Genomic DNA, 25,231 nt, shown 5'->3' on the forward strand with positions numbered 1-25,231 from the left:
CCTATCACCAGCTACGCTCGACCATCGCCCAAGTCGGTGGGAAGAAGGAATTGACCGGCCGCACCGACATCGAAATCGAGATCAGCAACCAGTGCGCCAGGCTGATCGGCAACGCGATCATCTTCTACAACTCGGCGATCCTGTCCCTGCTGCTGACGAAGTACGAGGCAGCTGGCAATGCCAAGGCGCTGGCGTTGATCACGCAGATGTCGCCAGCGGCCTGGCGGCACATCCTGCTGAACGGGCATTACACCTTCCAGACTGACGGCAAGTTCATCGACCTGGATGCGCTCGTGGCGGGACTGGAGCTGGGCTGACGGAAATTTCTGGGATTCCGGCGTACAACCCCATGGAGGTCTAATGTACCGGCTTGTCCGTGAACGAAGCGGCTACAAATGCGCGGATGAAAAGTGGTTTATTGCGAAAATGCGAACGGGCACAGTATTTCGTGCGTCGGGTGCGGGCTTGCGCGCCTGTCGCGAGCAGCCCCGAAGCCCCCGGTAGGAGCGAGCATGCTCGCGATGGCGGTGTGTTGGGTGAGTCATAGCCAAGTCATTCAGCCCACCGTCATCCGCCTCACCACGCGCCGAATCATCGGCGCCGCCAGCACCACCACCGGCAACATCGATACCCACGACAGCGCCCACGCGTTCAACCAGCGGCCGGCAAAGGCCAGGTCGAGCGCATGGGGTGTGGTGGCGATGGCGGCCGCGACCGCGCAGGTCAGGCCGGATTGAACGACGCCGAAAACGAAATGCTCATAACGGGCGGGGATTTTCATCGGGGGTTCTCGAGAAAGAGCGGGGGGGCGCGATGCCCGGCCGCTCGGGCACGATCAAGCCGGTTGCAGTTGCGCGATAGTCTCTTCGGTGGTCCACAGCCCGTGGGCGAGGAAGCGGTAATTGATGATGGCCGCCAGGTAGCCGTCGCCATCCGGCAGGCGCGGGCCGGCGGTGGCGTCGCGTACCACGACTATTTCAAAGCCCTGTTCGAGCAGTTCGCGCAGGTGTGATTCCACGCAAAGGTTGGCCGCCATGCCGGCGAGGATGATCTGCGACACGCCTTTCTTGCGCAATTGCAGCGCCAGGTCGTTGGTTTCCGGGCCGTAGACCTTGTGCGGCGAGGCGATGATGGTCTCGCCGTCGAGAATGTACGGCTTGTAGATCTCGAGGAAATCGGCGCCGGAGCCTTCGAAGTTTTCCAGGGTGTTCGGTCCCTTGCGATCGAACATGCAGATGCTGTGCATGACCTTTTCCAGCGGACCGCCAAAATGCCAGTCGTGGTCGTGCGGGTAGTAATAGTGTGGCGACACGGCCACGGGCAGGTCGTGAGCCTTGAAGGCCTTGAACAGTTTTTCCAGGTTTTCGACGGTGTTGTTCTCGACGATGCTCTCACCGAACACCGCCCAACTGGCGCCGGCAGGGCTGAGGAAGTCGTTCTGTGGGTCGATGACCACCAGGGCGGCTTTGCTCAGGTCGAGCTTGAAACCAGTGGCAGGCAGTGCGGGTTCGGCGGGGTCGGCGTACAGATGGCTCATGACGATTTACCTCTTGGGTGCTTGCGTGGATGAGACGTGAATGTTGCTTTATATAAATGACCAGTCGTCTTATTAATGAGGAAAAAAAACTCACTCCAATAGCCGAGGCAAGACCATCGATACGAAACGCTGCAGAGGTGCACCGTCGCGCAGGACCTTGCCGCGCATGACCGCACCTTCCCAGCCTTCGACGATGACACTGGCCAGCGCTTCGGCGTCGTGAGTTTCAGAGAGTTCGCGGCGCTGCTGCGCTTCACGCAGGCAGCTCGCGAGCAAACCTTCCCAGCGCGCCAGCACATCGGCCAGACGCTTGCGGGTTTGTTCGCTGCCATTGGACATTTCCAGGGACAGGTTGCCAATCAGGCAACCCAGGCTGTATTCATGCTCGCCGTGCTCGAGCACCAGGGCCTGGAAGAACTGGCCGATGCGCTCCAGCGGCTTGACCCGGGCGTCGTAGAAGATCGGCCCGTGGCGGGTTTCGATCGAGGTCCAGTATTCCTCGAGGATCTCTGCCGCGAAGTCTTCCTTGCTGGCGAAGTAGTTGTAGAAAGAGCCCTTGGGAATCTCGGCAGCGGCGGTGATGTCCTGGACGCCGCAGCCGTTGAAGCCACGGTTGTGAACCACCTGGCGGCCAATCGACAGCAAACGGGATCTGACTTCGAGGTTGACCGGGCGAGCCATGACAGAGACATCCAGTGATGAGAAAGTTTTAATAAACTAACTGGTCATCTATGTTTCGTCAACAGTCGAATTGACTGCCAATCAGTCCGCCTGCGCCATCTCGATGTACTCGAGCATCTTCTCGTTGCCATCGAGAATGTCACGGCAGATGGCCGCCCGTGCCGCCGCGCCATCGCGGCGCTTGAGTGCGTCGAGCACTTCCCAGTGATGGTCGATGGCCATGCGCTCGTTGAAGTTGCCATAGGCACGGGCGATCAGTGGGCCGGTGCGCATCCACAGGCTATCGAGCAAACCCGCCAGCACCGGCATGCGCGCGATGGTGGTCAGCGCGTAGTGAAATTGCTGATTGCACTTGAGAGCGGCTTGCAAGTCCTGGGCGTTGATCGCGGCGATGTTGTTTTCGATGCAGGCTTGCAGGGGTCGTCTCAGAAAACGGAAAATAAAGCACGCTAAGCGTGCGTGGAGGCTGGCACCCAGCGGTACAGCGTCGGAATGGACACGCCGAGGTTCTTGGCCACGTCCTTGGGCGGCACCCCGCTGGCCAGCAGCTTCTTGGCCGACTCGATCTTGCTGTCGGTCATCTTCGGCTTGCGGCCGCCTTTGCGGCCGAGCTGCTTGGCGACTTCCAGCCCGGCGCGGGTGCGCTCGACGGTCAGCTCGCGCTCCATTTCGGCAAGGCTCGCCATGACGTGGAAGAAGAACCGCCCGGATGGTGTGCCGGTGTCGATGGAGTCGGTGAGGCTCCTGAACTGGACACCGTGCTTGTGCAGATCGCCGACCAGATCGACCAGTTGCTTGACCGACCGGCCCAGCCGGTCGAGCTTCCAGACGACCAAAGTATCGCCTTCGCGCAGCATTTCGAGCGTCTTGGCCAAGCCAGGCCGGTCTGCCCGCGTGCCACTCACCTTGTCCTCGAAGACCTTTTTACATCCGGCCTTGCTCAAGGCTTCGCGTTGCAGCTCCAGGTTCTGATCCTGCGTCGAGACGCGCGCATAGCCAATCAACATGGCTTGTCTCGCGCCCGGTCGATGCGTTCCTGCATCGCCTGCATCACTTCTTCGTGGGTGTACGATCTGGCGTTGGCGTCGGTGGCTTGCCGCAGGGCTTCCTCAACCTCGCGCGTCATCCGCTCGTAATCCTCCGGCCACAGCGCTTGCTCCATGCGCAGCGACGCCTGACCCAGCAGGTGCAGCAGGCTGAACAGCCGCATGTCGTTGGTGGCGACGATGCGCTCCCGAATCTGCTCCTGAATAGCTTCGCTAGCCCGATGCGCTTGTGGTGTGGCAGTCCCCTCGTAGTCAGCGGGGAATTCCGCTTCCTCGGCAATCCTTGCCCAGGCGCTGGCCAGCGCCTCGATGGTTGACGTGCTCATTTCCGCCGCTCCTGTGCTCTTTGGCGAATCAACCGGCCAAGGGGCCTCGACGCGAAAACCAGCAGCATCACGCCTATCGGATACCAGGTCGAGAAGACCACCAAGGCATCGAAGGCTGGCCGTCCGGTGTTGGTAGGCAGTACGGCGGTCACAGCCATCAACCCGCCGACCGTCCAGATGATGCGCCACACGTAGGGCATCACGCGGGGCACGTAGCCGTCATCGAAAGCGGTCTGGTAGTAGCGGCGCAGGCCGCGCTCGGCAAGCGCCTGGCGCTGCCGCTCCGACAGCGCATCCGTCCGGCCATACCAGCGCCGGAATGGTGGACAGCGCAGCAGCAAAGGGGTGAAGAGGATCATCACCGCCACGATCGCGACACCCCACGCCATGACGGCGCCGGCATCGGGCCGCTTGGCGTTCTCGATCACGGGCGCGAAGACGCCCGGAGCACCGATCATCCAGAACAGCGCAATGTGCTGATGGAAGGAGAGCTTCATTTGCTCATCCACTTGCGCAGCAGGCGCTTTTTCAGGGAGGCGCGTTCTTGCGGGTTGCGTCCCTTGTGATTGGCGATGCGATCCGCCGTGGCGGCCTGGCGCTTGACGGGCCAGTAGGAGCGGCCATCCTTGCCCATCGACCAGACGCTGCTGGCCTGGTTTTCCAGCAGGGGCAGATGGGCGCTCAGGGCTTCGGGCGACGCGCTGGTCAGCGCCGTGCGCTCACGGGTGCGCCAGCGCTGATGCCAGAGCTTCTTGTCCTCGCGCTCGCTGCCGCAGGTCGTGTGCCCGACGATGGGTGTTTTGCGGCGGCTGCGGCTCATAACGTAGTGGTCTCCAAGAACATTCAGGACTGATCCCAGGCGTCGATGGTCAAGACCTGATCGGCAGGACAGGCGGCTACGCGGTCGGGAACTGGATGGTGTTCAGTCTCATGCCGACCCCATTCGATTGATCGCGTCGCTTGCGGCACGCTGCGACGCAAGGAGGTTTGCGACCTGGTTTAGCAGCCGTGTCCGCTGCATGTCTGTTACCTATCTCCCCGACCGCTCATTGGACCAACTCCAGAGATTGGGCTCTATCGCTCAGCCAATACGAAACCGGCATTGGCTGATGCCACAACCGAGACGAACACAAATGGCTCGGTACCTGTATTTCGCGCCCCGTGCACTTGGCCCGGTCTTGCCACGGCTATCTCACCTTCCCTGAGGGCACGAACAATCCCATTGCCCTGAAAGTAATCAGCCATTCCCGACAAAACAGTCCACGTGTCTTGGCCGTGAGGATGAATGTGAGCCGCAATTTCCTGCCCGGGATGGACATGCCAAACCACGATAATTGAGTCTCGGGTTTCAAGCACAACGGAACGAATAGGCTCGCCTTCGGACGGCTGAACATACTCGGCTACAGAAAATATTCTCGATTCAACAGTCATCGGAGATCCCTCTTTCACAGTGCCCCCAGACAGGCTGGATATGAGTTCTAACTCGAATTTGAACGGGAGGCTGGTCGTGCGGTCGTGCAGTTGCCGATGAGCGTGTCGGCTGCTGCCTCCTTGCCCACCAGCGAACTCACGTCCGTTGCGGCCATCCAGAAGGTCTTGCCCGAGCGCGGCTCATAGGTCGCGGGATCGAACACGCCAGAGGGGCCGAACATCGGCGGCTTGATTGGTCATGGCTCCATGCCTTTGTCGTTACGGTCTTCATCGTCGGCATCCTGACGCACGGCGGGCAATTGCTGGAGCAACGCCGGCAGCCATTCCTGTACCGTCTCCCACACCACATCGAGGTTGATGTCGAAATAGCCGTGAGCCATGCGATTACGCATATTGCGCATGCTGCGCCACGGCACGTCGGCATGCGCCTGGGTGAACTCGACGTAGCCATCCATCACCTTTGTGGCCGCCTCGCCGATGACGATCAGGCTCATGATGACGGCCTGCTGGGTGCGCTTGTCGGCCAAGAAGTCGTCCTTGGCCATCCCTTCCACGAAGCTGCGCGCATCGGTTGCGGCCTGCTGAATGTGGTCGAGGTAATCGGGCAGGCGGTTCTCGCTCATATCGGTTGCGCCTCCGCGAGCACCTTGGCCCGGAACTTCGGCGGCAGGTCGCCGGGAGTCAGCAGATCGACGTCAACGCCGAGCAGCGATTTCAGTTCTTCTTCCAAATCGCCCAAGTCCAACAACGTGGCACCGGGCAGCGCATCGACCAACAGGTCGAGGTCGCTGCCATCCCGGTCGGTGCCATGCAGCACCGAGCCGAAGACGCGCGGGTTCGCGGCGCGAAAGCGGCCTACCGCTTCACGCACTGCGCTTCGCTTCATGTCAAGCACAACAGACGGTCGCATGCGCATCCTTTCTTATCGAAACTCGTTGAGATGATATGCAATCAAGAATAGAATTTCAAGAACTATTTTCGAGAATCGCAATGCCTTGATTCCCGTGCCGCGCTGTCACTTTCAGAAGGCGACAGCACGAAATATCAAAAGTCGACCGCACGGTCTTTTCTGACGTTGGAGTCGCCTCAGAAAACGGAAAATAAAGCACGCTAAGGCGTAGTTCCCTCGGGCTACACCGCGTCCGCACTGCGCGGTTCTTTCTTCCCTTGCAGTGACGCAATCAGCGGGCAGGAAACGTTCCCCTTCCGCGCATGGCAGGCGCACACCAAATCAGACAGCACGGCCTCCATGCGCGCCAGGTCAGCCATCCTCTCGCGCACGTCCTTGAGCTTGTGCTCGGCCAGGCTGCTGGCTTCCTCGCAATGGGTGCCATCCTCCAGCCGCAGCAGCTCGGCGATCTCATCCAGGCTGAAGCCCAACCGCTGGGCTGATTTCACGAAGCGCACCCGCGTTACATCCGTCTCGCCATAGCGGCGAATGCTGCCGTAAGGCTTGTCCGGTTCCGGGAGCAAGCCCTTGCGCTGATAGAACCGGATGGTCTCCACATTGACCCCGGCCGTCCTGGCGAAAACGCCAATGGTCAGGTTCTCCAAATTGTTTTCCATATCGCTTGACTCCGTACATAACTACGGAAGTAAGCTTAAGCTATCCAATTCAGATTCGAAAGGACAAACGTATGTCTGAACCTCAAAACGGGCGCGGCGCGCTCTTCACTGGCGGGCTGGCCGCCATCCTCGCCTCGGCTTGCTGCCTCGGGCCGCTGGTTCTGATCGCCTTGGGGTTCAGCGGCGCTTGGATCGGCAACTTGACGGTGTTGGAACCCTATCGCCCCATCTTTATCGGCGTGGCGCTGGTGGCGTTGTTCTTCGCCTGGCGGCGCATCTACCGGCCGTCAGCCGCCTGCAAACCGGGTGAGGTTTGCGCGATTCCCCAAGTGCGAGCTACTTACAAGCTCATTTTCTGGGGCGTGGCCGTGCTGGTTTTGGTCGCGCTCGGATTTCCCTACGTCGTGCCATTTTTCTATTGATCACAGGAGTTCACCATGAAAAAGCTGCTTTCCGCCCTTGCCCTCGCTGCCGTTGTTGCCCCCGTGTGGGCCGCCACCCAGACCGTTACGCTGTCCGTACCGGGCATGACCTGCTCGGCCTGTCCGATCACTGTCAAGAAGGCGATTTCCAAGGTCGATGGCGTCAGTAAAGTTGACGTGACCTTCGAGACGCGCGAAGCGGTGGTCACCTTCGATGATGCCAAGACCAGCGTGCAGAAACTGACCAAGGCTACCGAGGATGCGGGCTACCCATCATCAGTCAAGAACTGATCATGAAAGACCCGAAGACACTGCTGCGGGTCAGCATCATTGGCACAACCCTCGTGGCGCTGTGTTGCTTCACCCCTGTTCTGGTCATTTTGCTCGGTGTGGTCGGCTTGTCCGCGCTGACCGGCTATCTGGACTATGTGCTGCTGCCTGCGCTGGCGATTTTCATCGGCTTGACCATCTACGCCATCCAACGAAAACGCCAAGCCGATGCCTGCTGCACCCCGAAATTCAATGGAGTAAAAAAATGACCGAAATCACCGTGAATGGCATGACCTGCACATCCTGCGCCACCCATGTCAAAGATGCTTTGGAAAAGATTCCCGGCGTGAATGCCGCTGTGGTGTCCTATCCAGAAAGCCGCGCGCAAGTCATGGCAGACACCGCCGTGAGCCACAACCAACTGCTGGCCGCCATCGCCGCATTGGGTTATCAAGGCTCGATCCGGGTTGGTGATTTCAAAGATGAACCAAAAATCCGTGATGCACTTGAGGGCGCCGGTTTGCATATCGCCATCATTGGCAGCGGCGGGGCCGCGATGGCGGCGGCGCTGAAGGCCGTCGAGCAAGGCGCGACGGTCACGCTGATCGAACGCGGCACCATCGGCGGCACCTGCGTCAATATCGGCTGTGTGCCGTCCAAGATCATGATCCGCGCTGCCCATATTGCCCATCTGCGCCGGGAAAGTCCGTTCGACGGCGGTATTGCGGCAACTGTGCCTGCGATTGACCGCAGCAAACTGCTGGCCCAGCAGCAGGCCCGTGTCGATGAACTGCGGCACGCCAAATACGAAGGCATCCTGGACGGCAATCCAGCCATCACCGTTTTGCACGGTGAAGCGCGTTTCAAGGACGACCAGAGCCTGGTCGTCCGTTTGAACGAGGGTGGCGAGCGCGAGGTAACGTTCGACCGCTGCCTGGTCGCCACCGGTGCCAGTCCGGCCGTGCCGCCGATTCCGGGCCTGAAAGAGTCACCCTACTGGACTTCCACCGAAGCGCTTGTCAGCGACACCATTCCCGCACGCCTGGCCGTGATCGGTTCGTCGGTGGTGGCGTTGGAACTGGCGCAAGCCTTTGCCCGGCTCGGCAGCCAGGTCACGATCCTGGCACGCAGCACCTTGTTCTTCCGGGAAGACCCGGCCATCGGCGAGGCCGTGACAGCCGCTTTCCGCGCCGAGGGCATCGAGGTGCTGGAGCACACGCAAGCCAGCCAGGTCGCCCATGTGAACGGCGAATTCGTGCTGACCACCGGACACGGTGAATTGCGCGCTGACAAGTTGCTGGTTGCCACCGGTCGGGCACCGAATACGCGCAGCCTCGCGCTGGACGCGGCGGGGGTCACTGTCAATGCGCAAGGGGCCATCGTTATCGACCAAGGCATGCGCACGAGCAACCCGAACATCTACGCGGCCGGCGACTGCACCGACCAGCCGCAGTTCGTCTACGTGGCAGCGGCCGCCGGCACCCGTGCCGCGATCAACATGACCGGCGGCGACGCAGCCCTCAATCTGACCGCGATGCCGGCAGTGGTGTTCACCGACCCGCAAGTCGCCACCGTGGGCTACAGCGAGGCGGAAGCGCACCACGATGGCATCGAGACCGACAGTCGCACGCTGACACTCGACAACGTTCCGCGAGCGCTTGCCAACTTCGACACACGCGGCTTCATCAAGCTGGTCATCGAGGAAGGTAGCGGACGGCTCATCGGCGTGCAGGCGGTGGCCCCGGAAGCGGGCGAACTGATCCAGACGGCGGTGCTCGCCATCCGCAACCGCATGACGGTGCAGGAACTGGCCGACCAGTTGTTCCCCTACCTGACAATGGTCGAGGGGTTGAAGCTTGCGGCGCAGACCTTCAACAAGGACGTGAAGCAGCTTTCCTGCTGCGCTGGATAAAAAAAGGAGGTTTTCAATGAGCGCCTACACCGTGTCCCGGCTGGCCCTTGATGCCGGGGTGAGCGTGCATATCGTGCGCGACTACCTGCTGCGCGGATTGCTGCGTCCGGTGGCGTGCACCCCGGGCGGCTATGGCCTGTTCGATGATGCCGCCTTGCAACGGCTGTGCTTCGTGCGGGCGGCCTTCGAGGCGGGCATCGGCCTGGACGCGCTGGCGCGGCTGTGCCGGGCGCTGGATGCTGCGGACGGCGATGAAGCGGCCGCGCAGCTTGCCGTTCTGCGCCAGTTCGTCGAGCGTCGGCGCGAAGCGTTGGCCGATCTGGAGGTGCAGTTGGCCACCATGCCGACCGAGCCGGCACAGCACGCGGAGAGTCTGCCATGAACAGCCCCGAGCGCTTGCCGTCCGAGACGCACAAACCGATCACCGGCTACCTGTGGGGCGCGCTGGCCGTGCTCACCTGTCCCTGCCATTTGCCGATTCTCGCCATTGTGCTGGCCGGCACGACGGCCGGCGCGTTCATCGGAGAGTACTGGGGTATCGCAGCCCTCACGCTGACCGGTTTGTTCGTCCTGTCTGTGACACGACTGCTGCGGGCCTTCAAAGATCGATCATGAGCGCTTCCCATTGAGACAAACCACGCTGTCGCTACGTTGCCTCATGCCGGCATCAAATTCGGCTGAGTAGCTTCTCGCCATCTGGACGTAGCTCACCCTTGGGTGAAACATGCCGATACAGGGTCTGCCGCGTGACGCCAAGTTCCTGGCACAGGTCGCCGACCTTGGTCTCTGGCTGACCCATTGCCGCCATCGCCAGCCGCAGCTTGGCGGCGGTCATCTTGAACGGCCGGCCGCCTTTCCGCCCGCGCGCGCGGGCCGAGGCTAGGCCGGCAATCGTGCGCTCCGCGATCAACTCGCGCTCGAACTCGGCCAGGGCGGCGAAGATGCCAAAGACCAGCTTGCCGGCGGCGGTCGTGGTGTCGATGGCCGCGCCGTGCCCGGTTAATACCTTCAAGCCGATGCCGCGCCCAGTCAGGTCGTGCACGGTGTTGATGAGATGTCGCAGGTCGCGTCCGAGCCGATCCAGTTTCCACACGACCAGTGTGTCGCCAGTTCGCAACGCCTTCAGGCAGCTCGTCAAGCCGGGCCGATCCTCGCGCATGCCGGATGCCTGGTCCTCGTAAAGATGTACTGGATCGACCCCGGCGGCAATCAGCGCGTCGCGCTGCAAATCGGTAGCCTGGGAGCCGTCCGCCTTCGATACCCGCATGTAGCCTATCAGCATGTCGTACCTGTCACATATACGTTCGATTATGTGACAGTGTGAGCCAGAAAGTTCTCGCCGTCAAAAACTGTCACTTAACCCGTCATTTAGTCTAAGACCTGCAAACGGCCATTCAGGCTCGTAATGTGACAAAAACTCCGGCGGGATGCCCTCCTTGGTGAACGTGGCGCGCAAACGTTCCAGGGATTCGGGGTCGCGTCGCCCGTAGGACGCCAGTGTGAACAGCAAGCGGGCCGTCTCCGGGTTGTGTCGCGCTTCAATGATGGCCTCATCGATGGCCTGGGCTGCTCGTTGCCAGTGGTTGATGGGTTCCGGCTTCGGCACCTTCGCCGGCAGGCCGTTGGTGAAACCAGTGTGCGGCTCCGTCTGAAACAGCGCGGCCTGTTCCCCGCGCGGGATCAGCGCCTTTGACTCGATCAGCGTGATGGCGGTGGCCGCCGCCTCCAGCATCTGCCACTGCACCGCCGGGGCCAGAATCTCGTAGGGACGCCACAGACTCTGCCCGGCGCGCAGCGGATGGCCGCAGCGCTCCCAGACATGGCGGATGCTCGCCGAGCAACTGCCGCAGTGCGAGAGCGGCGTGTTCAGCTCATCAAGCAGGGTGCGCAGCAGCCGGAACCACAAGCCGGCGTGGACACGCCGACGCGGCAGCTCCACAAAACCCGTCGTCAGCGCCTGCCAGGTGCGCCGGTCCATGCAGGCGATTGCGTCATCGGCAGGGCGCGGCGCAGCATCGGCGATTTCCCACTGAAGATACCGGCCGGGCATGCCCCAGTAGGACTCCAGCCAGCAGCCATGCTGCGGGCAGCTCAGCATCAAGGGGAGCTGCCAGACGAGTAGCACAGCTTGATTCGTTGGATCGTTCAGACACTGCGGACACGCCCGGCGAATCGTCTGGCTCGGTAGCCAGGCACGCCAGCGAGTGATGGACCGCACCTTGCGGGTGCGCTTGGGCAGGAGCACCGCGCATTGGAATGTATAGGTTTCCAAGGCTGCTGGTACCGAATCGTCGAGACTGTCGAGCAGCCACGGCACCCAGCCTGCAAGACTCATGCTGCGCAACCGCTCCAGCTCGACGCCACTGCGCTGGCAGAGCGCCGTCAGCAACGACAAGGATGGTGCGGTATCCAGGTCATCAAGTTGGCTGTGACCAAGATCGTGGGCCAGCAGCTCGTGCACGTCCATCTGGTAGCAGGCGGCGACCCGGTTGAGCCATGAGGACAGGGCTTCGCCTTCCTTGGGTGCCGGATGCAGCGGCCAGCGCGGCGCGGACTTCACATCAGTTCCCGCTCGAACTGTCGCCGCCGCTCACTGGGGCCGATGTAGTCGGCCATGCTGAGCGTGCGGTGGTTGATCGCTTCCTCGCCACTCTCCACGGCGGCGACGGCCGCCGCCACCAGCAGATGTGCAAGCTCGCCGATGGTGCCTTCGCTCCGGGTGAGCAGGTAGCTGTACCGGCTTGCAATCGAAAACGGCCGTGCTCGCAATCAGCGCAATTTCCGGCTCAGATTAACTGCGACTGACGGAGCCGTCTGGCTCAGATTATTTGCGAGCGAGCTTGCATTCAGCCGCGCCGGCTTGCATTCCATCGTTCCCTACTCACATTAACTGCAACTAGCCCCGTCTTTAGAGGTGGTAAAGATGCCGATGATGGCCATGGTGTTCTCCTTTCGGATTCATGGTCGCGCCCATCGCGTCCTTGTTGTGAGCCGATCGGCGGGTGAGGGCCGAACGCACTGCCAATGCAGCCGAAACGTAGAGAAGGACCTTGAGCTCCGAACAATTTGTTGCGCGAGAAAGCCGCTCGCCGGCGGGGAAAATGTTCGGTGGGAACGGTTGTGGGCCCAGGTCCGATCCCGCCAGGATTCACGACGACTCAAGGACGCATGGCTGACCGGCCGGACAGGAGTATTGGCCGACTCTAAACACCAGTCGTAGGCGCTGGAATCTCGCGACATGCGTAGCCCTTGCTTGGCGAAAAATATTCCCGATCGCCGAGCGCTCGATCTGACATTCGTCGTTCGGTATAGTAAAGAGTGCAGACCAGGCAGATAGGGGCGCCGGTAGCTTAAGGCCAAACCAGAGACGAGCCGCGCGAATGCTCGCCGAGGACCCGGTTTTCAAGCGCATGAGCTTATTTGACCGCGACGGAAACTTGGTCTCCTCAAGCCACGCGGATGAACCGCAAAAACTCCCTGCGGGTTGGCTGTCGCAACTGCGCGAACACACGGGTAGAAGTGCCCCGGCCAGGCGCGGAGGCTTCGATGAGCGCGGATCGGACATCTTGTCCTAACGGTCGACCCCGCCAGCGGGGGCTTCGTCAGCACCGCGCTGCAATTGCCGGCAGGGCTCTGGGACAACCATCTGCGTCTGGTCTGAAAGCGTTCAAGTATCGCAGCGGTACGCCGACATAAGGGGGCGAACGAACGGTCATTTGGCTGACCGCTCGCTCAATCTTGCGTATGACTCAAGCGCCCCCCTTTCGATACGAGACCGCCCAGATGCTCTTGAAAAAATCCCTGCGCGCTCAGCTGCTCACACTGATCGGCGGCAGCCTGTTGGTGATATTGCTGATCGCCTTCGCCAGTTTTTCCTTCTTGTCGGATGACATTTCCAAGTATCAACAACTACTCAAGGGTCCGATCGAAACGTCGCGCCTGATCGACGAAGCCAACGTGGAATTCAAAGTGCAGGTGCAGGAGTGGAAGAACGTCTTGCTGCGTGGCAAATCACCTGAAGCCTTGAGCAAGTACTGGCAAAGCTTCGAGAACCAGGAACGAAAGGTCCAGGACATCCTGGGCAGACTCGTTGAGCGAAGCGAGCACAACCCTGCCCTGTCAAAGCAGCTCCGCGACCTGCACGAGGAGCACCGGCGCCTCGGCGCCGCCTACCGCGCGGGCCGTGCGGCCTACATCGCCGGCGGAAACGATCCATTCGCCGGCGACGAGGCGGTTCAAGGCATCGACCGTGCCACCAGCGAACAGCTCAGTGGTTTGGTCATCCAGCAGCGCGATTCGGCGCTGCATCGTTCGGAAACCATCAGCGAAGCCGCAGATCGTAAAATAGTCGTCGGCTCGTTGGTAATGCTAGCCGCTGGCGTTTTCATCGCCTTGCTCAGCCTATGGTTGGTAAACCGCAATCTGATCGCCCCCATCCGTCACCTGATCGACCACATCGCCAAGCTCAGCCAGGGCGACTTTGCACAGCGCGTCGATGCGTCCCGTGCTGACGAATTGGGACGTCTGGCAGTTGCCGCGAATATCCTGCGTGACTTCCTTGCCGATACGTTCACCCTCCTGCAACGCAACACCTCGGACCTGGACAGCGCCAGTGGTGAATTGAGCGCCATCGCCGCACTGATGGGCCAAGGCACTCGCGAGCAGTTCTCGCGCACCGATCAGGTCGCTACCGCCATGCATGAAATGTCCGCTACGGCGCAGGAAGTCGCCCGTCACGCCGCCGAAGCCGCGCGTGCAGCGGATGCGGCCGATCATTCGGCGCAGCAGGGTGAGACCATGATGCGTTCGACTATCCAGACCATTACCCACATGCGCGGCGAGATCAGCAACACCGCCGAGGTAATACGCCGTCTGGAGACCGATAGCGGTCGCATTGGCAAGGTGCTGGAAGTTATTCGCGGCATCGCCGACCAGACCAATCTGCTGGCGCTAAACGCAGCCATCGAAGCCGCCCGCGCGGGCGATGCCGGACGCGGGTTTGCCGTCGTTGCCGACGAGGTGCGCACGCTGGCCAGGCGCACCGCCGACTCCACCGCTGAAATTCATCAGATTATCGACACGGTGCAGACCGGCGCGGTGGATGCGGTGCGTGCGATTGAAAATGGACAAACCCGCAGCAACGAAGGTGTCGAACAGGTTACGGAAGCGGGCAGCATGCTTCAGCGCATCACCCAAGAAGTCGAAGCGATCCGCGACATGAACCGTCAGATCGCTACCGCTGCCGAAGAGCAGACGTCCGTGGCGGAAGATATCTCGCGCAATCTGACCGAAATTACCGCCATCGCCACCACCAACCAGGACAATGTCGAGCGTACCGAGGCAGCCAGCCAGAACCTGCATACGCTGTCGGCCCAGCTCAGCGAAGTGACGCACCGCCTCGCGGGCTGACACAGGCTCTGCTCCGGCCCTAGATGATCGGTGTCACCACGTTGCTAGGTCCGACTCATCCGAGTTCGAGGGAGTTGGGGCAGGGCCGATCAACATGGCTTGTCTCGTGCTTGGTCGATTCGTTCCTGCATCGCCTGCATGACTTCTCGTGGGTGTACGACTTGGCGTTGGGGTCGTCGGCCTCACGGAGAGCTTCTTCGACCTCGCGGGTCATCCGCTCATATTCTTCTGGCCACAGCGCTTGCTCCATGCGCAGCGACGCCTGCCCCAGTAGGTGCAGACCGAACAGACGCATGTCATTGGTGGCGATGACGTGCTCTCGAATCCGCACCTGGATCACCTCATCGCCAGTTGATGCAGCTTCAACAGGTCGGTGCGCAGTTGCGGAGGCCCGCCGTCTGCGTTGTCACTCAATCGCCGCGCAGCTCGTCCACGGCATCGACTGCCCGCAGCAGTGCGGTGGTATCGAAACTCTCGGGAGTCAGTTCGTTCCAATCGTCGTCGGTGATGCTGATTGTCATGTAGCTTCTTTCCTTGTCCTGGGCAGACCCCGGCGTTACAGGCCAAGCTCGCTATGCGATCCGAGACGCACGAGTTGCAGCACGGCGTCATCCGGCTTGCGGTAAATCAACACCAGGTCGGGCTTGATGTGACAGTCCCGGTGGTCTTTCCAGTCGCCGGTGAGGGCGTGGTCACGGTGCTTCTCGGCCAGAGGCTGGTTATTCGCCAGGGCTGTGACGACGGCAATGAAATCGCTCGCCAGCGTCTGACGATGCGGGCCTTTGGCTTCGCGTTTATAATCGCGTTTGAACCGGCTGGTCTGTTCAATCGTCCGCATTCAGATCCGCCATCAGATCCTCGACGGAAGCGAACGACTTCAAGCCGCCACGGCGCGCTTCCTTCATCGCCTCGATGGTGGTGGCGTTCGGAATCAGCGGCTCGAACGGCAAGGCTTTCTCGCGGGCGACTCGGGTCAACATGATGCGGAAGGCGTCAGACACGGTGAGTCCCATCGCTGCCAGCACGACGGTCGCCTCTTCCTTGATGTGCTCGTCGATACGGGCACGGACTACAGCATTTGCGGACATGGTTTGATCCTCCAGATTGATGAGCTACATTGTAGCTCAATCCTTCCAGGAGTGCACCCAGCACACCTCGCCAGAGGCGTCTATCAAACGAAGGTTTATTGGACTGTCCGTACCATTGATGTTCACTTGTAGAAAGTGAGCCCATCGCGATGGAATACAGGATCGGTTGGTCAGGCTTTCAATGCCAGGATTCGGCGCGCACCGTTCAATACGATGAGGCCAACGACCGTACCAATCACCAAGTCTGGGTAGGGAGAGCCCGTCCACGCAACCAGCGCGCCGGCGACGATAACGCCAATGTTCGCGAGCACATCGTTGGCCGAAAAAATCCAGCTCGCTTTCATGTGTGCACCGCCTTCGCGATGGCCATAGATCATCAAGAGACAGCTGGCGTTTGCGACGAGTGCAACTAAGCCAATCCCCATCATCAGCATCGACTCAGGTTCGCTGCCATAGTGGAAGCGTCTAGCCACCTCCACGAGTACGCCCAGTGCCAACAGGATCTGAAAGAAACCCGCCAGGTGCGCAGCGCGAACTTGCAGCTGTGCACTGCGGCCGACGGCAAAGAGAGCCAAGCCATAGACGGCAGCATCCGCAAACATGTCCAGCGAGTCGGCAATAAGGCCCGTCGACTGAGCGATCAACCCTGCGCCCATCTCGATAACAAACATGGCAGCGTTGATGCCGAGCAAAATTTTCAGGGTGCTCGCCTCTTTCGACGCCGCTAATTCCTCATCAGCGCGATTGGTCGAGGCTGCTTCCTGACTAGCTGGTTGAGTCCCCAGTAGCGCTGCCCCTAGACCCAGGGACTCCAGCTTGGTAGTGATTGGGTCAACCGCCCCGTCATGGAAAGCGAGTACCTGCCTGCTGCTCAGATCAAAGGACAACGAACGAAGCTCAGGCAAGCTATTCAGCGCGAGCCGAATCATTCGCTCTTCCGAAGGGCAATCCATCTTGGGTACAGAAAAATGGCTGACCCAGGCTCCTTCGGTCGAGGGCGCGCTCGCTGCTTCAGCAGGCGCTGACACTGAACCGCAGCCACAGGATTTTTCACACGAGCTCATGATCCGCCTCTCCTATCAGGTTCAATTCTGGCAATTGAAAACCATATAGCAGGTATAGGGTCAAGCCTGGATATACTGGCTGTTTATCGAGGAGCAGCCTATGCGCATTGGTCAACTTGCACAGCTGACGGGAGCGGACATTCAGACCATTCGTTTCTATGAGCGCCAGGGCCTGCTTGCATCGCCCAATCGCCAGGCAAATGGCTACCGAGCCTACGAAGCGGATCATGTGGAGAAACTGCTGTTCATCCGCCGTTGCCGGTCCTTTGGCATGTCGTTGGACGAAATTGGTGTTTTGCAGAGCGTTCAAGCACAGCCGCAGCAACCGTGCGCGGCGGTCAATACGCTGCTTGATAGCCATATCGCCCAGGTCAGGGCCCAGATCGCATCCTTGCAAGCCCTGGAAAACCAGTTGGTGACGTTACGCAGCTGCTGCGATGACGAACGACAAAGCCTGGACTGCGGAATACTTTCGGGTCTAGTGGAGGGAGGCAAACGGCTTCCATAAGGCGCGCTAGAAAAGTGCCATTCGCTTCTGCTCAAAGCGTAGAGCTTGACCCTATAGCGGCTACAGGGTGTTCACTTGCACGATCGGCCCAGAATCATGGCCTTCCAACTGCTGCGCAAGTGAGTTCCAGATGAATACCGCCCTCCGCAATGCCATCGATGAAGCCTTTTTCCAGGCAAGGACAGCACTCCGTGAAAAGGCGCCAACCGAGGCATTCCCCTGGCTCGAGCGCGCCCACATCTTGAGCCAGCACATGCCCGTCCTGCATGCGCGGAGCCATTGGTTGATGCTAAGGGCTGGCTGGCAGTTGCGCGACTACCGGGAAATGTTCGGCCAAGCACCACGGATCATCGCTGCCGTGTTGTTCTCGAAGATCTGGGTACCGCTCGGCAATACCGGACGCGCGAGGATCAGTGCATTCGCGCCAATGCCCGTCTCACCCGGATTGCAGCGACTGTTTCAGGGAGCGAAACAATGAAATCGCCACTTGGAATGGCGCACCGTATCACTCCCGGGCTCTGGTGGACGCTATCGCTAGCCGTTGCCCTGGCCGACCAGGCGATCAAATATGTAATTGAGGGTTCGCTCTCGGTCGGCGCCGTGGTTCCTCTGACCCCAGTCTTCAATCTGGTCCATTTCTGGAATACCGGCGCAGCGTTCAGCTTCCTAGCTGACGCGGGCGGTTGGCAGCGCTACTTCTTCATTCTCCTCGCACTGGTTGTTTCGATTGGGCTCGCGTTGCTCTTGCGTAAGCCCAGGGCCAAGCTCGAAGCGCTGGGCTATAGCCTCATACTGGGAGGGGCAGTGGGGAATCTGATCGATCGCAGCTTCCGAGGCCATGTGATCGACTATCTGGATTTTTTCTGGCAATCCTGGCATTGGCCTGCATTCAACTTGGCGGACATCGGCATCGTGGGCGGTGCCGCCATGTTGCTCCTGAGCAGTGTGCTGAGTCCAAGCGCGGAACTGGACCGGGGCAGATAATGCGAAGCTCGGATGCCGCAGAAGTGGCTCGCTGGTCAGGCCATGCCTGGGTCGGCCCCGGTATCGGCGTCTTTCTCGGCCATGCCGCCCACCAGGATTGGCACCATCATCAAGCACATCAAATTGCAGTGGGGCTCGACGCCGCGATAACGGTTGAAACGCCGTTGGGTGGGCAATCTGGGGCTGCCATCTTGATTCCGGCAGGCTTGAAGCACCGGCTCAGTGCTGGGCATGTCCTGTCGATCTACCTGGATGTGCTGTCCGATGAGGCGCGTGCCTTGCGGGTGAGCGGAGCCGTGAGGCTGATGGAGATCGTAGCGGCCGATATTGCTGCGATGGTCGAGGCACTGAGGGCGTCGGGGCATTCGCCTGTCCAGTTGCAGGCGCAGGTACGTCGGCTGTTGCGGCTTGCCGATCCACCAATCCCTGATCCGCGCTTGACCAAGGTCACCGCAGCGCTGCGCGAAGGCCAAATGGGGCGTGAGGCAATGGCCGCGTTGGTGCATTTGTCACCCACGCGTTTTTCCCATTGGTTCGTGGAGCAAACCGGCCTGCCGTTGCGCAGCTATGTCAAATGGCTGCGCCTCACCCAAGCCCTGCAACACCTGGCCAAAGGGGGACGGCTGACCGAAGCCGCGCATGCGGCAGGTTTTTCCGACTCGGCGCATTTCTCCCGGACATTCAGGGCGCTGCTGGGCATCGATCCGTCCTCCGCCCTGGCTGCGGTCGATCTCCAGAAGTCATAGCTCTTTCGTTCAAGTCGAACGTCGTCCTCTGCACCTACCGTGAAGGCTCTCTACATAGGAGCTGAGCGATGTCCACTTCTCTTCGATTCGCCCTACGCTGGTTGAGCTATCCGCTCGTGTTTGGTGGCAGCGCCGCCTTCATGGTCTGGGCCTTGTACGCCGGGGTGCCGTACTGGCCCAGCACACCCTTGGTAGCCGCAGTCGGTCTATTGGCCGTCGCGGGGCTGGAGCGTATCCAGCCTTTCCGGGAGGGCTGGCTGGAGGATCACCAGGACACCCTGACCGACCTGGTGCATATGCTGGTGAATCTTTCCGTCATCCAGTTCACCGCCGAAATCCTGGCCAGGCTGGGCGATGCAGTGCCGGCTACAGTTCGTCTCTTCCCAGTCGAGAGTCCACTTTGGGTTCAGCTGCTGCTGGTCGCCGTCGTGCTCGATCTGAGCCTGTATGCCATGCACCGCATCAGCCACCACGTACCCTGGCTGTGGCGTTTTCACATGATTCACCACAGCGCCGAGCGCTTGTACTGGATGAATGGGGAGCGCCGGCATCCCCTACATGCGATGCTCATGGCTGGCCCGGGATTGGTGCTGCTGTTTGCATCCGGCGCGCCTTCGGCAGTGGTTGCCACCTGGTTCGGCATTCTGACCGTTCACTTGGGCTTTCAGCACTCGAACCTGGATTACCGGCTGGGTTGGCTGCGCCATGTCATCGGGGTGGCTGAAATTCATCGTTGGCACCACAAGCGCGACTTCGAAGATGCCCAGGTGAACTGCGGCGAATTTCTGATGGTGTGGGATCGGCTATTCGGGACGTTCTACGACAGTACAGGAAAGCAGGGCGACGCCAATGTCGGCTTGCGTGAGAGGGACTATCCCAAGGGTTACCTTGGTCAGTTGACCGAACCCTTTGGGCGAGACCGAGCCCGCACATAGCGTAGTGGGCCTCAAAGCTGTAGGCCCCATGTGTTTGCCTGGAATGATCTGGCTCGTGGGCGGAAGAGACTAGATGTTCCCGCATGCCAAGCAGACATGCGCTCTAACGAGGCAATCGATTCACTACCTATAAGCCCCGTCATTTGCAATTAATGCTGGTTGGTAGCCATGGAATGCAGGTCAGCGCGGATAAATGCAGGTTCATTCGCAGCTAATACTGGTTTGCCGGGCCGGTCAGTCGCAGTTAATTCCGGTCGAAAATCGTATTGATTGCAGGTCGGGACGTTTTCGTTTGCAAGCCGTTACACCTAGAGGTTGCAGGCGAGTCGTCAGAAAATGCTGGAATCGGCCCTATTCTGACACTGCCCAAGGTTCCGGCCTGACGCCCAGTTAGGGCATAGCTCAATATGACACATGGCTGCAAATCGCTAATTTTCCAACTATAAAGAGCTATGCTCTCAAGAAGCGGTTGCGCTAACCGATACAGTATAAATTGGGCCCCAAGTATTATTTTATTTGCACAAAGGTAATGATTATGTTTTTCAATAAAAACAAACAACTGCTGGACACAGAAAATAAGCTCTCAGAACTACAGCGGCAGCTTGATTCAATAAGTCGAAATGTCGCGGAAATCAGATTCAGGCCAGACGGGAGCGTAATCTATGCGAGCAATATCTTTCTAGAGATGCTTGGTTACAAACTCGAAGAAATAGCAGGGCAGCACCACAGAATTTTCTGCGAAAAGAATTATGCTAACACAGCTGATTATTCGCGCTTCTGGCAGAAATTGGCTGACGGCCATCTTCAATCAGGTTTATTTAGGCGGCTGCGCAAAGACGGTAACTTAGTATTGATTGAGGCTACTTATATTCCAGTTCAAAATCAAGATGGAAAAGTTATTGAAATCATTAAGATTGGCTCAGATGTCACTCAGAGAGAAAACGAGTTACTCTCACTAAGAGCCGTCCATGCAGCCATCTCCCGCTCGATGGCGGAGATCGAGTTCACACCTAACGGTGACATCCTGCATGCAAATGAGAATTTCCTCCGTGCTATGGGTTATCGCCTCAGCGATATCAAGGGTCGACACCACCGAATGTTCTGTTTCGATAATTTTTATCAAGAAAATCCAAATTTTTGGCAGAGTTTAAAGGGAGGAACTTTTTTAAGCGGGCAATTTGAGCGCAAGACCGCATCGGGAGAGACCATCTATCTTGAGGCCACCTACAACCCCGTCATTGATGAAGCCGGCCAGGTTGTGAAAGTGTTAAAATTTGCCACCGACGTCAGCTCGCAGAAGCATAAGGCTGATGAAATCCGTCAGGCCGCAGAGCTTTCCTTCACCACCGCCGAGGAGACATCTCAAATTTCCGTGCGGGGCATGGAGTCCCTTGCTAGTTCAATTGAACTATCTCAGGGTACATTTAATTTAATAAACGGTGCGGTTATTTCGATTACACAGCTAAATGCTCAGGCTAAAGATATCGAGAAAATTGTTACCATCATCCAAGGCGTGGCAGAACAAACTAACTTACTAGCACTTAACGCCGCAATTGAAGCTGCCCGAGCGGGTGAAATGGGCCGAGGCTTTGCTGTAGTAGCCGACGAGGTTCGTCAGTTGGCAGCTCGAACTAGCAGTGCCACCGTGGAAATCCAGAATGTGGTAACTGCTAACGGAAAGCTTACTCAGCAACTGAATATAGATATGAACAGCATCGCTAGAAGCGCCGAAGAAAACAACGATCAGATCGCAACTGTAACAACTATTATGCGTGAAATCAGTGACGGTGCAGACCATGTTGCCCGTACCGTATCGACGTTGTTCAAAGACAATAGCTAGTGTCCAGTTTTAGGCAAAATCAGGATCGGAACTTCGAGCCGCAGCGCTACAGAGCCAGAAGCCCAAACTTGGTGACGGCCATCGTGCTATGGAACACGATGTATCTGGAGTGCATCACTTGGGGCTGGTCGAGGCTGGCAAGTCGGTGGGCGGCGAGCTGCTGCAATACCTATTGCCGCTGGGCTGGGAGCACATCAACCTGACTGGCGATTACGTCTGGCGGCAGAGCCGCAGGCTGGAGATCGGGAAGTTCAGGCCGCTACGATTGCCCGGAAAACCTTAGCGTACGATTTTTTCCGAATTCTGCGGGCTCCCCTATCACCAGCTACGCTCGACCATCGCCCAAGTCGGTGGGAAGAAGGAATTGACCGGCCGCACCGACATCGAAATCGAGATCAGCAACCAGTGCGCCAGGCTGATCGGCAACGCGATCATCTTCTACAACTCGGCGATCCTGTCCCTGCTGCTGACGAAGTACGAGGCAGCTGGCAATGCCAAGGCGCTGGCGTTGATCACGCAGATGTCGCCAGCGGCCTGGCGGCACATCCTGCTGAACGGGCATTACACCTTCCAGACTGACGGCAAGTTCATCGACCTGGATGCGCTCGTGGCGGGACTGGAGCTGGGCTGACGGAAATTTCTGGGATTCCGGCGTACAACCCCCTATTGCTCTCTTTTCAAGCCTAAGACCTGAAGCGGGCGGCCAGCTGTAGTCATCTCTAAAGCCCTCAAGTTTCTCCTGCGTCGTTACCTCACGCTTGATTCCATCAGTCCGTCCATGGTCCGCTAGGCCAACGTAATGTTGAGCACAAGCCAATGAATCAGCTTTTAGAGACTTCCGCTGCATACCTCAAATGCGCCAACAAGATCGTGGTCTTCACTGGCGCTGGGGCTTCTTCTGAAAGCGGCATTGCCACATTCCGTGATGCACTGACCGGACTGTGGGAGCGATTCGATGCTCAGCGCCTGGCCACAGCACAAGCCTTTAAGGCAGACCCGTCACTTGTTTGGGGTTGGTATGAATGGAGAAGGGCCCAGGCGCAAAGCGTGCTGCCCAATCCGGGTCATGCAGCGGTCGCCCAGCTGGGTCGTCTTGTTTCAAAAATCACCATCGTTACTCAAAACGTTGATTCTCTTCACGAGCGGGCCTCCTCAGAGAACGTGCTTCACCTGCATGGGAGTCTGAGCAGTCCGCGGTGCTTCGAGTGCGCAATCCCTATGGATGTCCCTGATGTTGATGGCTATAACCTTGGTTATGGAAGCCGTATTGAACCGCCGGTTTGCCCTGAGTGTGGAGGGTTGTGCCGGCCGGGGGTCGTTTGGTTTGGTGAATCGCTGCCCCTGGACGTATGGGAGGCAGCAGTTGCGGCTGTTGCTGAGTGCGATGTGCTTTTGTCGATCGGAACATCCGGAGCGGTCTATCCAGCGGCCGCTCTGCCAAAGCAGGCGCTAAGCTCCGGCGCCGTAGTGATTCACATCAACCCAGACCGGGTAGCTGTGTCCAGTGAGAATGAAATCTCGTTGGTAGGGAAGGGCGGGGTGATACTGCCGCAGTTGCTGGCCAGGGCATTCAACTGACCGGCAAACTTCACGATCATGCTGACGCTTCAGGGCTTTTAAGAGGAATGGCGTTGAATGGCACACTCTGGGAAGAGCCGAATCTAGCGTGTGCCGCGAGCTCCACTACCAGAATGTCGTTTGTCGTGATGTCAGCCTTGAATACGCGGCCTTTTTTGACAGGAGGACGATTCTGAAAGTCTCGGAACGTATCATTGCTTAAGATGTACTCAGTCTCACCACTTGCGAGTTCGATGATGCTCTCATCTGCTTTGTGTCCTGGTGCGATCTCGTGGATCTGAACTGAGTGATGGAAATGCTTTTCACCATCTGGCCAAAGTTTCGCCGAGTTCTTCAAAGTCCCCGGATCGAAGCAGATTATGATCTCGACGCCAGGCCACAGTTGCTGAAGGGTCGGAACCAGGTGAGTGAGTGCAACCACACCGATGAATTTGCGATTCGGGTTCCTGCCCCGATAGCAGAGGTTTGTGCCATCGATGACAAGGCGGGTAATGCCCCTGCTTTCACGCTTTTGCAACTCAGCAATTCGTGTCTCAACCTTTGCAAGATTGCGCTGCAGAGACTCCACCTGACCGGTTTTGATACGGACAGCTTTATCCGTGTCTTCGAGCCCAAACAGGTTGAAGCATTGTTGCTGTACGACCCGCCGGCTAATTGCGTCCGGTGCAGCTTTGAACCGAAGGTCAAATTCAGCCGCAGACGCCCGAGCCTCGATAGCCAAGGCCAACTCACCGGTTAGCTTTTTCATTTCACGCAGCGGATCCACCAGGTGCTCGTCAAACCGTCTGACATCCGCATCGAGTTTAGCGACGTCGGGTTCAAGGTCTGCGACTTGGCGGTTATAGGTGGCGATTTCGGCATCTGCCTCTAGCCAGTCCAAGGTTTTATGGAACTGGATCTGGTAGTAGATTTTCTCGACGGCGCCGATCTGAATTTTGAGCTCAGACTCGAGTTTGGCAATCTTAGCCTCACGCTCAGTGTCTACCTTCGGCTTCGACTCACATTTTGGATGGGGTATTGTGCCAAACAGGCGCAGCTTTATGATTTCACTTACAGATAGTGGCGCCCAGGTCGCAAGGTAGGGGCTACCCATACGAGTTGAGTTCAACTCTTTCTGAATTGTCCCCACTCGCGCTCGCGCTAGTTCAAGTGACGCCTTGGCCTCCACTTCGTTAAAACAGTGGAGCCACCCGAGGAGAGTGTGCTGCTCTTCGACATTCTTTTTGGCTACCAGTAGAGCCGCAGATGCGGCCTCAAATCGCTTGCGATAGGGGTTGAGTTCCATGGTTGCCTTAAGTCCTGTCTATTTCGGTTATTCGTGTACCGCCATCGAGGATCAGTCTTGCTCAAAGCACCCGGCGGGACAGGTCATAGAATCCAAGCCGTGCGAGCAAACTCCGTTATCCCAGTCTTCTGCTTGAGTCGCCCGGAGCTCCTCTTGGGTTTGATATCCATAGGTCTCACGCGCATAAGCGAAAGCGGGCTTGTCAGACTCCTGATCGGAAAACTCATCCAGCATCGAATCGCAGAACGTAGAGTGGACGACGGCCTCATAGGTTGTGCCGTGTTTACAGGCGGCGGAATAGAGGTCATCGACGCGTTGCTTGGTCTCTGAAGATGGGTTGATTTCGAGCATAGTCCTGGTGTCCTCGTCAGTGTGTATTACGGGACATTCTAACGTCCTTATCTGGCGCACATAGCCAACCGCTCACTCGGGATTTCAGTAACACGAATGCCCCGTTATTTCGGGTGGCCTAGCTGATTGATCTTGGACGTGCTGGTTTCTGCGCTGTGCTAGTGTAGGAAAAGGTACTACATTTTTCGCAATAGTCAGCCTCATGTCGTCAGAACAGAATTGCCTCCAAGCCGTTCGGAAATGTCTTTCGAG

Annotated in this window: 36 protein-coding genes and 4 pseudogenes; 19 read left to right on the forward strand and 21 right to left on the reverse strand. The window is 58.8% G+C overall.

Annotation, left to right across the window (positions count from 1 at the left end; all coding sequences use genetic code 11):
- Nucleotides 1-317, forward strand: a 317-nt coding sequence (locus MF6394_RS00005; protein WP_042933690.1) for a Tn3 family transposase, incomplete at its 5' end; no start/stop codon positions are given.
- A 239-nt stretch (nt 318-556) separates the two neighbouring features.
- Here MF6394_RS00005 and MF6394_RS00010 read toward each other — a convergent pair.
- From MF6394_RS00010 to merR, 12 genes are all read right to left on the reverse strand, one after another.
- The gene (locus MF6394_RS00010; RefSeq protein ID WP_003465037.1) at nt 557-781 is read right to left on the reverse strand and encodes a DUF2798 domain-containing protein; all 225 of its coding nucleotides are present in this window, start codon (nt 779-781) and stop codon (nt 557-559) included.
- A 54-nt stretch (nt 782-835) separates the two neighbouring features.
- Complete coding sequence (locus MF6394_RS00015; protein WP_003465039.1) at nt 836-1,537, reverse strand: cysteine hydrolase family protein; 702 nt, start codon at nt 1,535-1,537, stop codon at nt 836-838.
- A gap of 90 nt (nt 1,538-1,627) precedes the next feature.
- The gene (locus MF6394_RS00020) at nt 1,628-2,218 is read right to left on the reverse strand and encodes a TetR/AcrR family transcriptional regulator (RefSeq protein ID WP_003465041.1); all 591 of its coding nucleotides are present in this window, start codon (nt 2,216-2,218) and stop codon (nt 1,628-1,630) included.
- Nucleotides 2,219-2,299: 81 nt separating this feature from the next.
- Nucleotides 2,300-2,695: an FCD domain-containing protein gene (locus MF6394_RS00025; protein ID WP_312937577.1), complete on the reverse strand. Its 396-nt coding sequence runs from the start codon at nt 2,693-2,695 to the stop codon at nt 2,300-2,302.
- Nucleotides 2,668-3,225, reverse strand: a complete 558-nt coding sequence (locus MF6394_RS00030; protein ID WP_003100847.1) for a recombinase family protein — start codon at nt 3,223-3,225, stop codon at nt 2,668-2,670. The genes MF6394_RS00025 and MF6394_RS00030 overlap by 28 nt, the downstream gene beginning before the upstream one ends.
- Nucleotides 3,219-3,590 carry a hypothetical protein gene (locus MF6394_RS00035; protein ID WP_003100853.1) on the reverse strand — a complete coding sequence of 124 codons (372 nt, stop codon included), beginning with the start codon at nt 3,588-3,590 and terminating at the stop codon, nt 3,219-3,221. Before MF6394_RS00035 ends, MF6394_RS00030 begins: the two co-directional genes overlap by 7 nt.
- Nucleotides 3,587-4,087, reverse strand: a complete 501-nt coding sequence (locus MF6394_RS00040) for a hypothetical protein (protein ID WP_003100856.1) — start codon at nt 4,085-4,087, stop codon at nt 3,587-3,589. Before MF6394_RS00040 ends, MF6394_RS00035 begins: the two co-directional genes overlap by 4 nt.
- Nucleotides 4,084-4,410 (reverse strand): hypothetical protein, encoded by a 327-nt coding sequence (locus MF6394_RS00045; protein WP_003100858.1) that lies wholly within the window; start codon nt 4,408-4,410, stop codon nt 4,084-4,086. Before MF6394_RS00045 ends, MF6394_RS00040 begins: the two co-directional genes overlap by 4 nt.
- A gap of 254 nt (nt 4,411-4,664) precedes the next feature.
- On the reverse strand, nt 4,665-5,021 hold the full coding sequence (locus tag MF6394_RS00050) for a cupin domain-containing protein (protein WP_003465043.1): 357 nt from the start codon (nt 5,019-5,021) through the stop codon (nt 4,665-4,667).
- A 236-nt stretch (nt 5,022-5,257) separates the two neighbouring features.
- Nucleotides 5,258-5,644: a HepT-like ribonuclease domain-containing protein gene (locus MF6394_RS00055; RefSeq protein ID WP_003100872.1), complete on the reverse strand. Its 387-nt coding sequence runs from the start codon at nt 5,642-5,644 to the stop codon at nt 5,258-5,260.
- Nucleotides 5,641-5,907, reverse strand: a complete 267-nt coding sequence (locus MF6394_RS00060; protein ID WP_016487057.1) for a nucleotidyltransferase family protein — start codon at nt 5,905-5,907, stop codon at nt 5,641-5,643. The genes MF6394_RS00055 and MF6394_RS00060 overlap by 4 nt, the downstream gene beginning before the upstream one ends.
- A 245-nt stretch (nt 5,908-6,152) precedes the next feature.
- Nucleotides 6,153-6,587: an Hg(II)-responsive transcriptional regulator gene (merR, locus tag MF6394_RS00070; RefSeq protein ID WP_000429838.1), complete on the reverse strand. Its 435-nt coding sequence runs from the start codon at nt 6,585-6,587 to the stop codon at nt 6,153-6,155.
- 71 nt (nt 6,588-6,658) lie between these two features.
- On the opposite strand from merR, the gene merT reads away from it, so the two are divergent.
- The 6 genes from merT to merE are packed head-to-tail and all read left to right on the forward strand — an operon-like array spanning nt 6,659 to nt 9,806.
- Nucleotides 6,659-7,009: a mercuric ion transporter MerT gene (merT, locus tag MF6394_RS00075; RefSeq protein WP_001294667.1), complete on the forward strand. Its 351-nt coding sequence runs from the start codon at nt 6,659-6,661 to the stop codon at nt 7,007-7,009.
- A gap of 15 nt (nt 7,010-7,024) precedes the next feature.
- Nucleotides 7,025-7,300: a mercury resistance system periplasmic binding protein MerP gene (gene merP, locus MF6394_RS00080; protein ID WP_000735441.1), complete on the forward strand. Its 276-nt coding sequence runs from the start codon at nt 7,025-7,027 to the stop codon at nt 7,298-7,300.
- A 2-nt stretch (nt 7,301-7,302) separates the two neighbouring features.
- Nucleotides 7,303-7,548: a mercury resistance system transport protein MerF gene (gene merF / locus MF6394_RS00085; protein ID WP_000654684.1), complete on the forward strand. Its 246-nt coding sequence runs from the start codon at nt 7,303-7,305 to the stop codon at nt 7,546-7,548.
- Entirely contained in the window at nt 7,545-9,191 is a 1,647-nt protein-coding gene (gene merA / locus MF6394_RS00090) for a mercury(II) reductase (protein ID WP_000136268.1), read from the forward strand. The genes merF and merA overlap by 4 nt, the downstream gene beginning before the upstream one ends.
- Nucleotides 9,192-9,207: 16 nt before the next feature.
- Nucleotides 9,208-9,573 (forward strand): mercury resistance co-regulator MerD, encoded by a 366-nt coding sequence (gene merD / locus MF6394_RS00095; RefSeq protein WP_003465059.1) that lies wholly within the window; start codon nt 9,208-9,210, stop codon nt 9,571-9,573.
- Nucleotides 9,570-9,806 carry a broad-spectrum mercury transporter MerE gene (gene merE, locus MF6394_RS00100; protein WP_001087809.1) on the forward strand — a complete coding sequence of 79 codons (237 nt, stop codon included), beginning with the start codon at nt 9,570-9,572 and terminating at the stop codon, nt 9,804-9,806. Before merD ends, merE begins: the two co-directional genes overlap by 4 nt.
- Nucleotides 9,807-9,858: 52 nt before the next feature.
- Here merE and MF6394_RS00105 read toward each other — a convergent pair whose 3' ends face one another.
- The 3 genes from MF6394_RS00105 to MF6394_RS00115 are packed head-to-tail and all read right to left on the reverse strand — an operon-like array spanning nt 9,859 to nt 11,960.
- Complete coding sequence (locus tag MF6394_RS00105; protein ID WP_000904941.1) at nt 9,859-10,473, reverse strand: recombinase family protein; 615 nt, start codon at nt 10,471-10,473, stop codon at nt 9,859-9,861.
- A gap of 60 nt (nt 10,474-10,533) precedes the next feature.
- Entirely contained in the window at nt 10,534-11,751 is a 1,218-nt protein-coding gene (locus MF6394_RS00110) for a TniQ family protein (RefSeq protein ID WP_003465063.1), read from the reverse strand.
- Nucleotides 11,748-11,960 carry an NTP-binding protein gene (locus MF6394_RS00115; RefSeq protein ID WP_024015044.1) on the reverse strand — a complete coding sequence of 71 codons (213 nt, stop codon included), beginning with the start codon at nt 11,958-11,960 and terminating at the stop codon, nt 11,748-11,750. Before MF6394_RS00115 ends, MF6394_RS00110 begins: the two co-directional genes overlap by 4 nt.
- A 1,596-nt stretch (nt 11,961-13,556) precedes the next feature.
- Between MF6394_RS00115 and MF6394_RS35065 the strand changes: the two are divergent.
- Together MF6394_RS35065 and MF6394_RS35070 are read left to right on the forward strand one after the other, a co-directional pair.
- Nucleotides 13,557-13,667: pseudogene (locus MF6394_RS35065) on the forward strand (hypothetical protein); the annotation flags it as partial.
- 228 nt (nt 13,668-13,895) lie between these two features.
- Nucleotides 13,896-14,600, forward strand: a complete 705-nt coding sequence (locus MF6394_RS35070) for a methyl-accepting chemotaxis protein (protein WP_370588167.1) — start codon at nt 13,896-13,898, stop codon at nt 14,598-14,600.
- Nucleotides 14,601-14,655: 55 nt separating this feature from the next.
- Here the strand turns inward: MF6394_RS35070 and MF6394_RS00130 are convergent, their stop codons facing one another.
- The 4 genes from MF6394_RS00130 to MF6394_RS00150 form a co-directional block, all read right to left on the reverse strand.
- The gene (locus MF6394_RS00130) at nt 14,656-14,940 is read right to left on the reverse strand and encodes a hypothetical protein (protein WP_425311902.1); all 285 of its coding nucleotides are present in this window, start codon (nt 14,938-14,940) and stop codon (nt 14,656-14,658) included.
- 216 nt (nt 14,941-15,156) lie between these two features.
- Nucleotides 15,157-15,438: a type II toxin-antitoxin system YafQ family toxin gene (locus MF6394_RS00140; RefSeq protein WP_011282522.1), complete on the reverse strand. Its 282-nt coding sequence runs from the start codon at nt 15,436-15,438 to the stop codon at nt 15,157-15,159.
- Nucleotides 15,425-15,688, reverse strand: coding sequence for a type II toxin-antitoxin system RelB/DinJ family antitoxin (locus MF6394_RS00145; RefSeq protein ID WP_020303033.1), 264 nt, complete (start codon nt 15,686-15,688; stop codon nt 15,425-15,427). Before MF6394_RS00145 ends, MF6394_RS00140 begins: the two co-directional genes overlap by 14 nt.
- Before the next feature lie 170 nt (nt 15,689-15,858).
- Complete coding sequence (locus MF6394_RS00150; RefSeq protein ID WP_033902376.1) at nt 15,859-16,752, reverse strand: cation transporter; 894 nt, start codon at nt 16,750-16,752, stop codon at nt 15,859-15,861.
- 100 nt (nt 16,753-16,852) lie between these two features.
- Here MF6394_RS00150 and cadR point away from each other — a divergent pair, with 100 nt between their 5' ends.
- The 10 genes and pseudogenes from cadR (at nt 16,853) to MF6394_RS00195 (ending at nt 23,343) form a co-directional block, all read left to right on the forward strand.
- Nucleotides 16,853-17,260: a Cd(II)/Pb(II)-responsive transcriptional regulator gene (gene cadR, locus MF6394_RS00155; protein WP_024015046.1), complete on the forward strand. Its 408-nt coding sequence runs from the start codon at nt 16,853-16,855 to the stop codon at nt 17,258-17,260.
- 130 nt (nt 17,261-17,390) lie between these two features.
- Nucleotides 17,391-17,738 carry a DUF3703 domain-containing protein gene (locus tag MF6394_RS00160; protein ID WP_024015047.1) on the forward strand — a complete coding sequence of 116 codons (348 nt, stop codon included), beginning with the start codon at nt 17,391-17,393 and terminating at the stop codon, nt 17,736-17,738.
- Complete coding sequence (gene lspA / locus MF6394_RS00165; RefSeq protein ID WP_003452327.1) at nt 17,735-18,244, forward strand: signal peptidase II; 510 nt, start codon at nt 17,735-17,737, stop codon at nt 18,242-18,244. Before MF6394_RS00160 ends, lspA begins: the two co-directional genes overlap by 4 nt.
- The gene (locus MF6394_RS00170) at nt 18,244-18,990 is read left to right on the forward strand and encodes a helix-turn-helix transcriptional regulator (protein WP_024015048.1); all 747 of its coding nucleotides are present in this window, start codon (nt 18,244-18,246) and stop codon (nt 18,988-18,990) included. The genes lspA and MF6394_RS00170 overlap by 1 nt, the downstream gene beginning before the upstream one ends.
- Before the next feature lie 68 nt (nt 18,991-19,058).
- On the forward strand, nt 19,059-19,925 hold the full coding sequence (locus MF6394_RS00175) for a sterol desaturase family protein (RefSeq protein WP_024015049.1): 867 nt from the start codon (nt 19,059-19,061) through the stop codon (nt 19,923-19,925).
- Between the two features lie 535 nt (nt 19,926-20,460).
- Nucleotides 20,461-21,219, forward strand: a pseudogene (locus MF6394_RS35075) (PAS domain-containing protein); the annotation flags it as partial.
- 87 nt (nt 21,220-21,306) lie between these two features.
- Nucleotides 21,307-21,765: a methyl-accepting chemotaxis protein gene (locus MF6394_RS35080; protein ID WP_275941885.1), complete on the forward strand. Its 459-nt coding sequence runs from the start codon at nt 21,307-21,309 to the stop codon at nt 21,763-21,765.
- Nucleotides 21,766-21,785: 20 nt separating this feature from the next.
- Nucleotides 21,786-22,048, forward strand: a pseudogene (locus tag MF6394_RS00185) (Tn3 family transposase); the annotation flags it as partial.
- Between the two features lie 33 nt (nt 22,049-22,081).
- A pseudogene (locus tag MF6394_RS00190) lies at nt 22,082-22,396 on the forward strand (Tn3 family transposase); the annotation flags it as partial.
- Between the two features lie 185 nt (nt 22,397-22,581).
- On the forward strand, nt 22,582-23,343 hold the full coding sequence (locus MF6394_RS00195; protein ID WP_078465726.1) for an SIR2 family NAD-dependent protein deacylase: 762 nt from the start codon (nt 22,582-22,584) through the stop codon (nt 23,341-23,343).
- 16 nt (nt 23,344-23,359) lie between these two features.
- Here the strand turns inward: MF6394_RS00195 and MF6394_RS00200 are convergent, their stop codons facing one another.
- Together MF6394_RS00200 and MF6394_RS00205 are read right to left on the reverse strand one after the other, a co-directional pair.
- Nucleotides 23,360-24,628 (reverse strand): hypothetical protein, encoded by a 1,269-nt coding sequence (locus tag MF6394_RS00200; RefSeq protein ID WP_078465727.1) that lies wholly within the window; start codon nt 24,626-24,628, stop codon nt 23,360-23,362.
- A gap of 51 nt (nt 24,629-24,679) precedes the next feature.
- Nucleotides 24,680-24,979, reverse strand: coding sequence for a hypothetical protein (locus MF6394_RS00205; protein ID WP_078465728.1), 300 nt, complete (start codon nt 24,977-24,979; stop codon nt 24,680-24,682).
- Nucleotides 24,980-25,231: the final 252 nt, after the last annotated feature.

Source organism: Pseudomonas sp. MF6394 (genome assembly GCF_002018845.1).
GTDB lineage: Bacteria > Pseudomonadota > Gammaproteobacteria > Pseudomonadales > Pseudomonadaceae > Aquipseudomonas > Aquipseudomonas lactis.

What these genes read in the sequence shown, in the direction of transcription:
- merA (WP_000136268.1), top strand. Translation starts at nt 7,545, where the DNA reads ATGACCGAAATCACCGTGAATGGCATGACCTGCACATCCTGCGCCACC.
- MF6394_RS00145 (WP_020303033.1), bottom strand. Translation starts at nt 15,688, where the DNA reads ATGTCCGCAAATGCTGTAGTCCGTGCCCGTATCGACGAGCACATCAAG.
- MF6394_RS00020 (WP_003465041.1), bottom strand. Translation starts at nt 2,218, where the DNA reads ATGGCTCGCCCGGTCAACCTCGAAGTCAGATCCCGTTTGCTGTCGATT.
- MF6394_RS00055 (WP_003100872.1), bottom strand. Translation starts at nt 5,644, where the DNA reads ATGAGCGAGAACCGCCTGCCCGATTACCTCGACCACATTCAGCAGGCC.
- MF6394_RS00045 (WP_003100858.1), bottom strand. Translation starts at nt 4,410, where the DNA reads ATGAGCCGCAGCCGCCGCAAAACACCCATCGTCGGGCACACGACCTGC.
- merP (WP_000735441.1), top strand. Translation starts at nt 7,025, where the DNA reads ATGAAAAAGCTGCTTTCCGCCCTTGCCCTCGCTGCCGTTGTTGCCCCC.
- merE (WP_001087809.1), top strand. Translation starts at nt 9,570, where the DNA reads ATGAACAGCCCCGAGCGCTTGCCGTCCGAGACGCACAAACCGATCACC.
- MF6394_RS00035 (WP_003100853.1), bottom strand. Translation starts at nt 3,590, where the DNA reads ATGAGCACGTCAACCATCGAGGCGCTGGCCAGCGCCTGGGCAAGGATT.
- merD (WP_003465059.1), top strand. Translation starts at nt 9,208, where the DNA reads ATGAGCGCCTACACCGTGTCCCGGCTGGCCCTTGATGCCGGGGTGAGC.
- MF6394_RS00170 (WP_024015048.1), top strand. Translation starts at nt 18,244, where the DNA reads ATGCGAAGCTCGGATGCCGCAGAAGTGGCTCGCTGGTCAGGCCATGCC.
- lspA (WP_003452327.1), top strand. Translation starts at nt 17,735, where the DNA reads ATGAAATCGCCACTTGGAATGGCGCACCGTATCACTCCCGGGCTCTGG.
- MF6394_RS00060 (WP_016487057.1), bottom strand. Translation starts at nt 5,907, where the DNA reads ATGAAGCGAAGCGCAGTGCGTGAAGCGGTAGGCCGCTTTCGCGCCGCG.
- MF6394_RS00105 (WP_000904941.1), bottom strand. Translation starts at nt 10,473, where the DNA reads ATGCTGATAGGCTACATGCGGGTATCGAAGGCGGACGGCTCCCAGGCT.
- MF6394_RS00015 (WP_003465039.1), bottom strand. Translation starts at nt 1,537, where the DNA reads ATGAGCCATCTGTACGCCGACCCCGCCGAACCCGCACTGCCTGCCACT.
- MF6394_RS35070 (WP_370588167.1), top strand. Translation starts at nt 13,896, where the DNA reads ATGTCCGCTACGGCGCAGGAAGTCGCCCGTCACGCCGCCGAAGCCGCG.
- MF6394_RS00150 (WP_033902376.1), bottom strand. Translation starts at nt 16,752, where the DNA reads ATGAGCTCGTGTGAAAAATCCTGTGGCTGCGGTTCAGTGTCAGCGCCT.
- merR (WP_000429838.1), bottom strand. Translation starts at nt 6,587, where the DNA reads ATGGAAAACAATTTGGAGAACCTGACCATTGGCGTTTTCGCCAGGACG.
- MF6394_RS00050 (WP_003465043.1), bottom strand. Translation starts at nt 5,021, where the DNA reads ATGACTGTTGAATCGAGAATATTTTCTGTAGCCGAGTATGTTCAGCCG.
- MF6394_RS00195 (WP_078465726.1), top strand. Translation starts at nt 22,582, where the DNA reads ATGAATCAGCTTTTAGAGACTTCCGCTGCATACCTCAAATGCGCCAAC.
- MF6394_RS00200 (WP_078465727.1), bottom strand. Translation starts at nt 24,628, where the DNA reads ATGGAACTCAACCCCTATCGCAAGCGATTTGAGGCCGCATCTGCGGCT.
- MF6394_RS00030 (WP_003100847.1), bottom strand. Translation starts at nt 3,225, where the DNA reads ATGTTGATTGGCTATGCGCGCGTCTCGACGCAGGATCAGAACCTGGAG.
- MF6394_RS35080 (WP_275941885.1), top strand. Translation starts at nt 21,307, where the DNA reads ATGGAGTCCCTTGCTAGTTCAATTGAACTATCTCAGGGTACATTTAAT.
- MF6394_RS00040 (WP_003100856.1), bottom strand. Translation starts at nt 4,087, where the DNA reads ATGAAGCTCTCCTTCCATCAGCACATTGCGCTGTTCTGGATGATCGGT.
- MF6394_RS00205 (WP_078465728.1), bottom strand. Translation starts at nt 24,979, where the DNA reads ATGCTCGAAATCAACCCATCTTCAGAGACCAAGCAACGCGTCGATGAC.
- MF6394_RS00160 (WP_024015047.1), top strand. Translation starts at nt 17,391, where the DNA reads ATGAATACCGCCCTCCGCAATGCCATCGATGAAGCCTTTTTCCAGGCA.
- merT (WP_001294667.1), top strand. Translation starts at nt 6,659, where the DNA reads ATGTCTGAACCTCAAAACGGGCGCGGCGCGCTCTTCACTGGCGGGCTG.
- merF (WP_000654684.1), top strand. Translation starts at nt 7,303, where the DNA reads ATGAAAGACCCGAAGACACTGCTGCGGGTCAGCATCATTGGCACAACC.
- cadR (WP_024015046.1), top strand. Translation starts at nt 16,853, where the DNA reads ATGCGCATTGGTCAACTTGCACAGCTGACGGGAGCGGACATTCAGACC.
- MF6394_RS00010 (WP_003465037.1), bottom strand. Translation starts at nt 781, where the DNA reads ATGAAAATCCCCGCCCGTTATGAGCATTTCGTTTTCGGCGTCGTTCAA.
- MF6394_RS00175 (WP_024015049.1), top strand. Translation starts at nt 19,059, where the DNA reads ATGTCCACTTCTCTTCGATTCGCCCTACGCTGGTTGAGCTATCCGCTC.
- MF6394_RS00140 (WP_011282522.1), bottom strand. Translation starts at nt 15,438, where the DNA reads ATGCGGACGATTGAACAGACCAGCCGGTTCAAACGCGATTATAAACGC.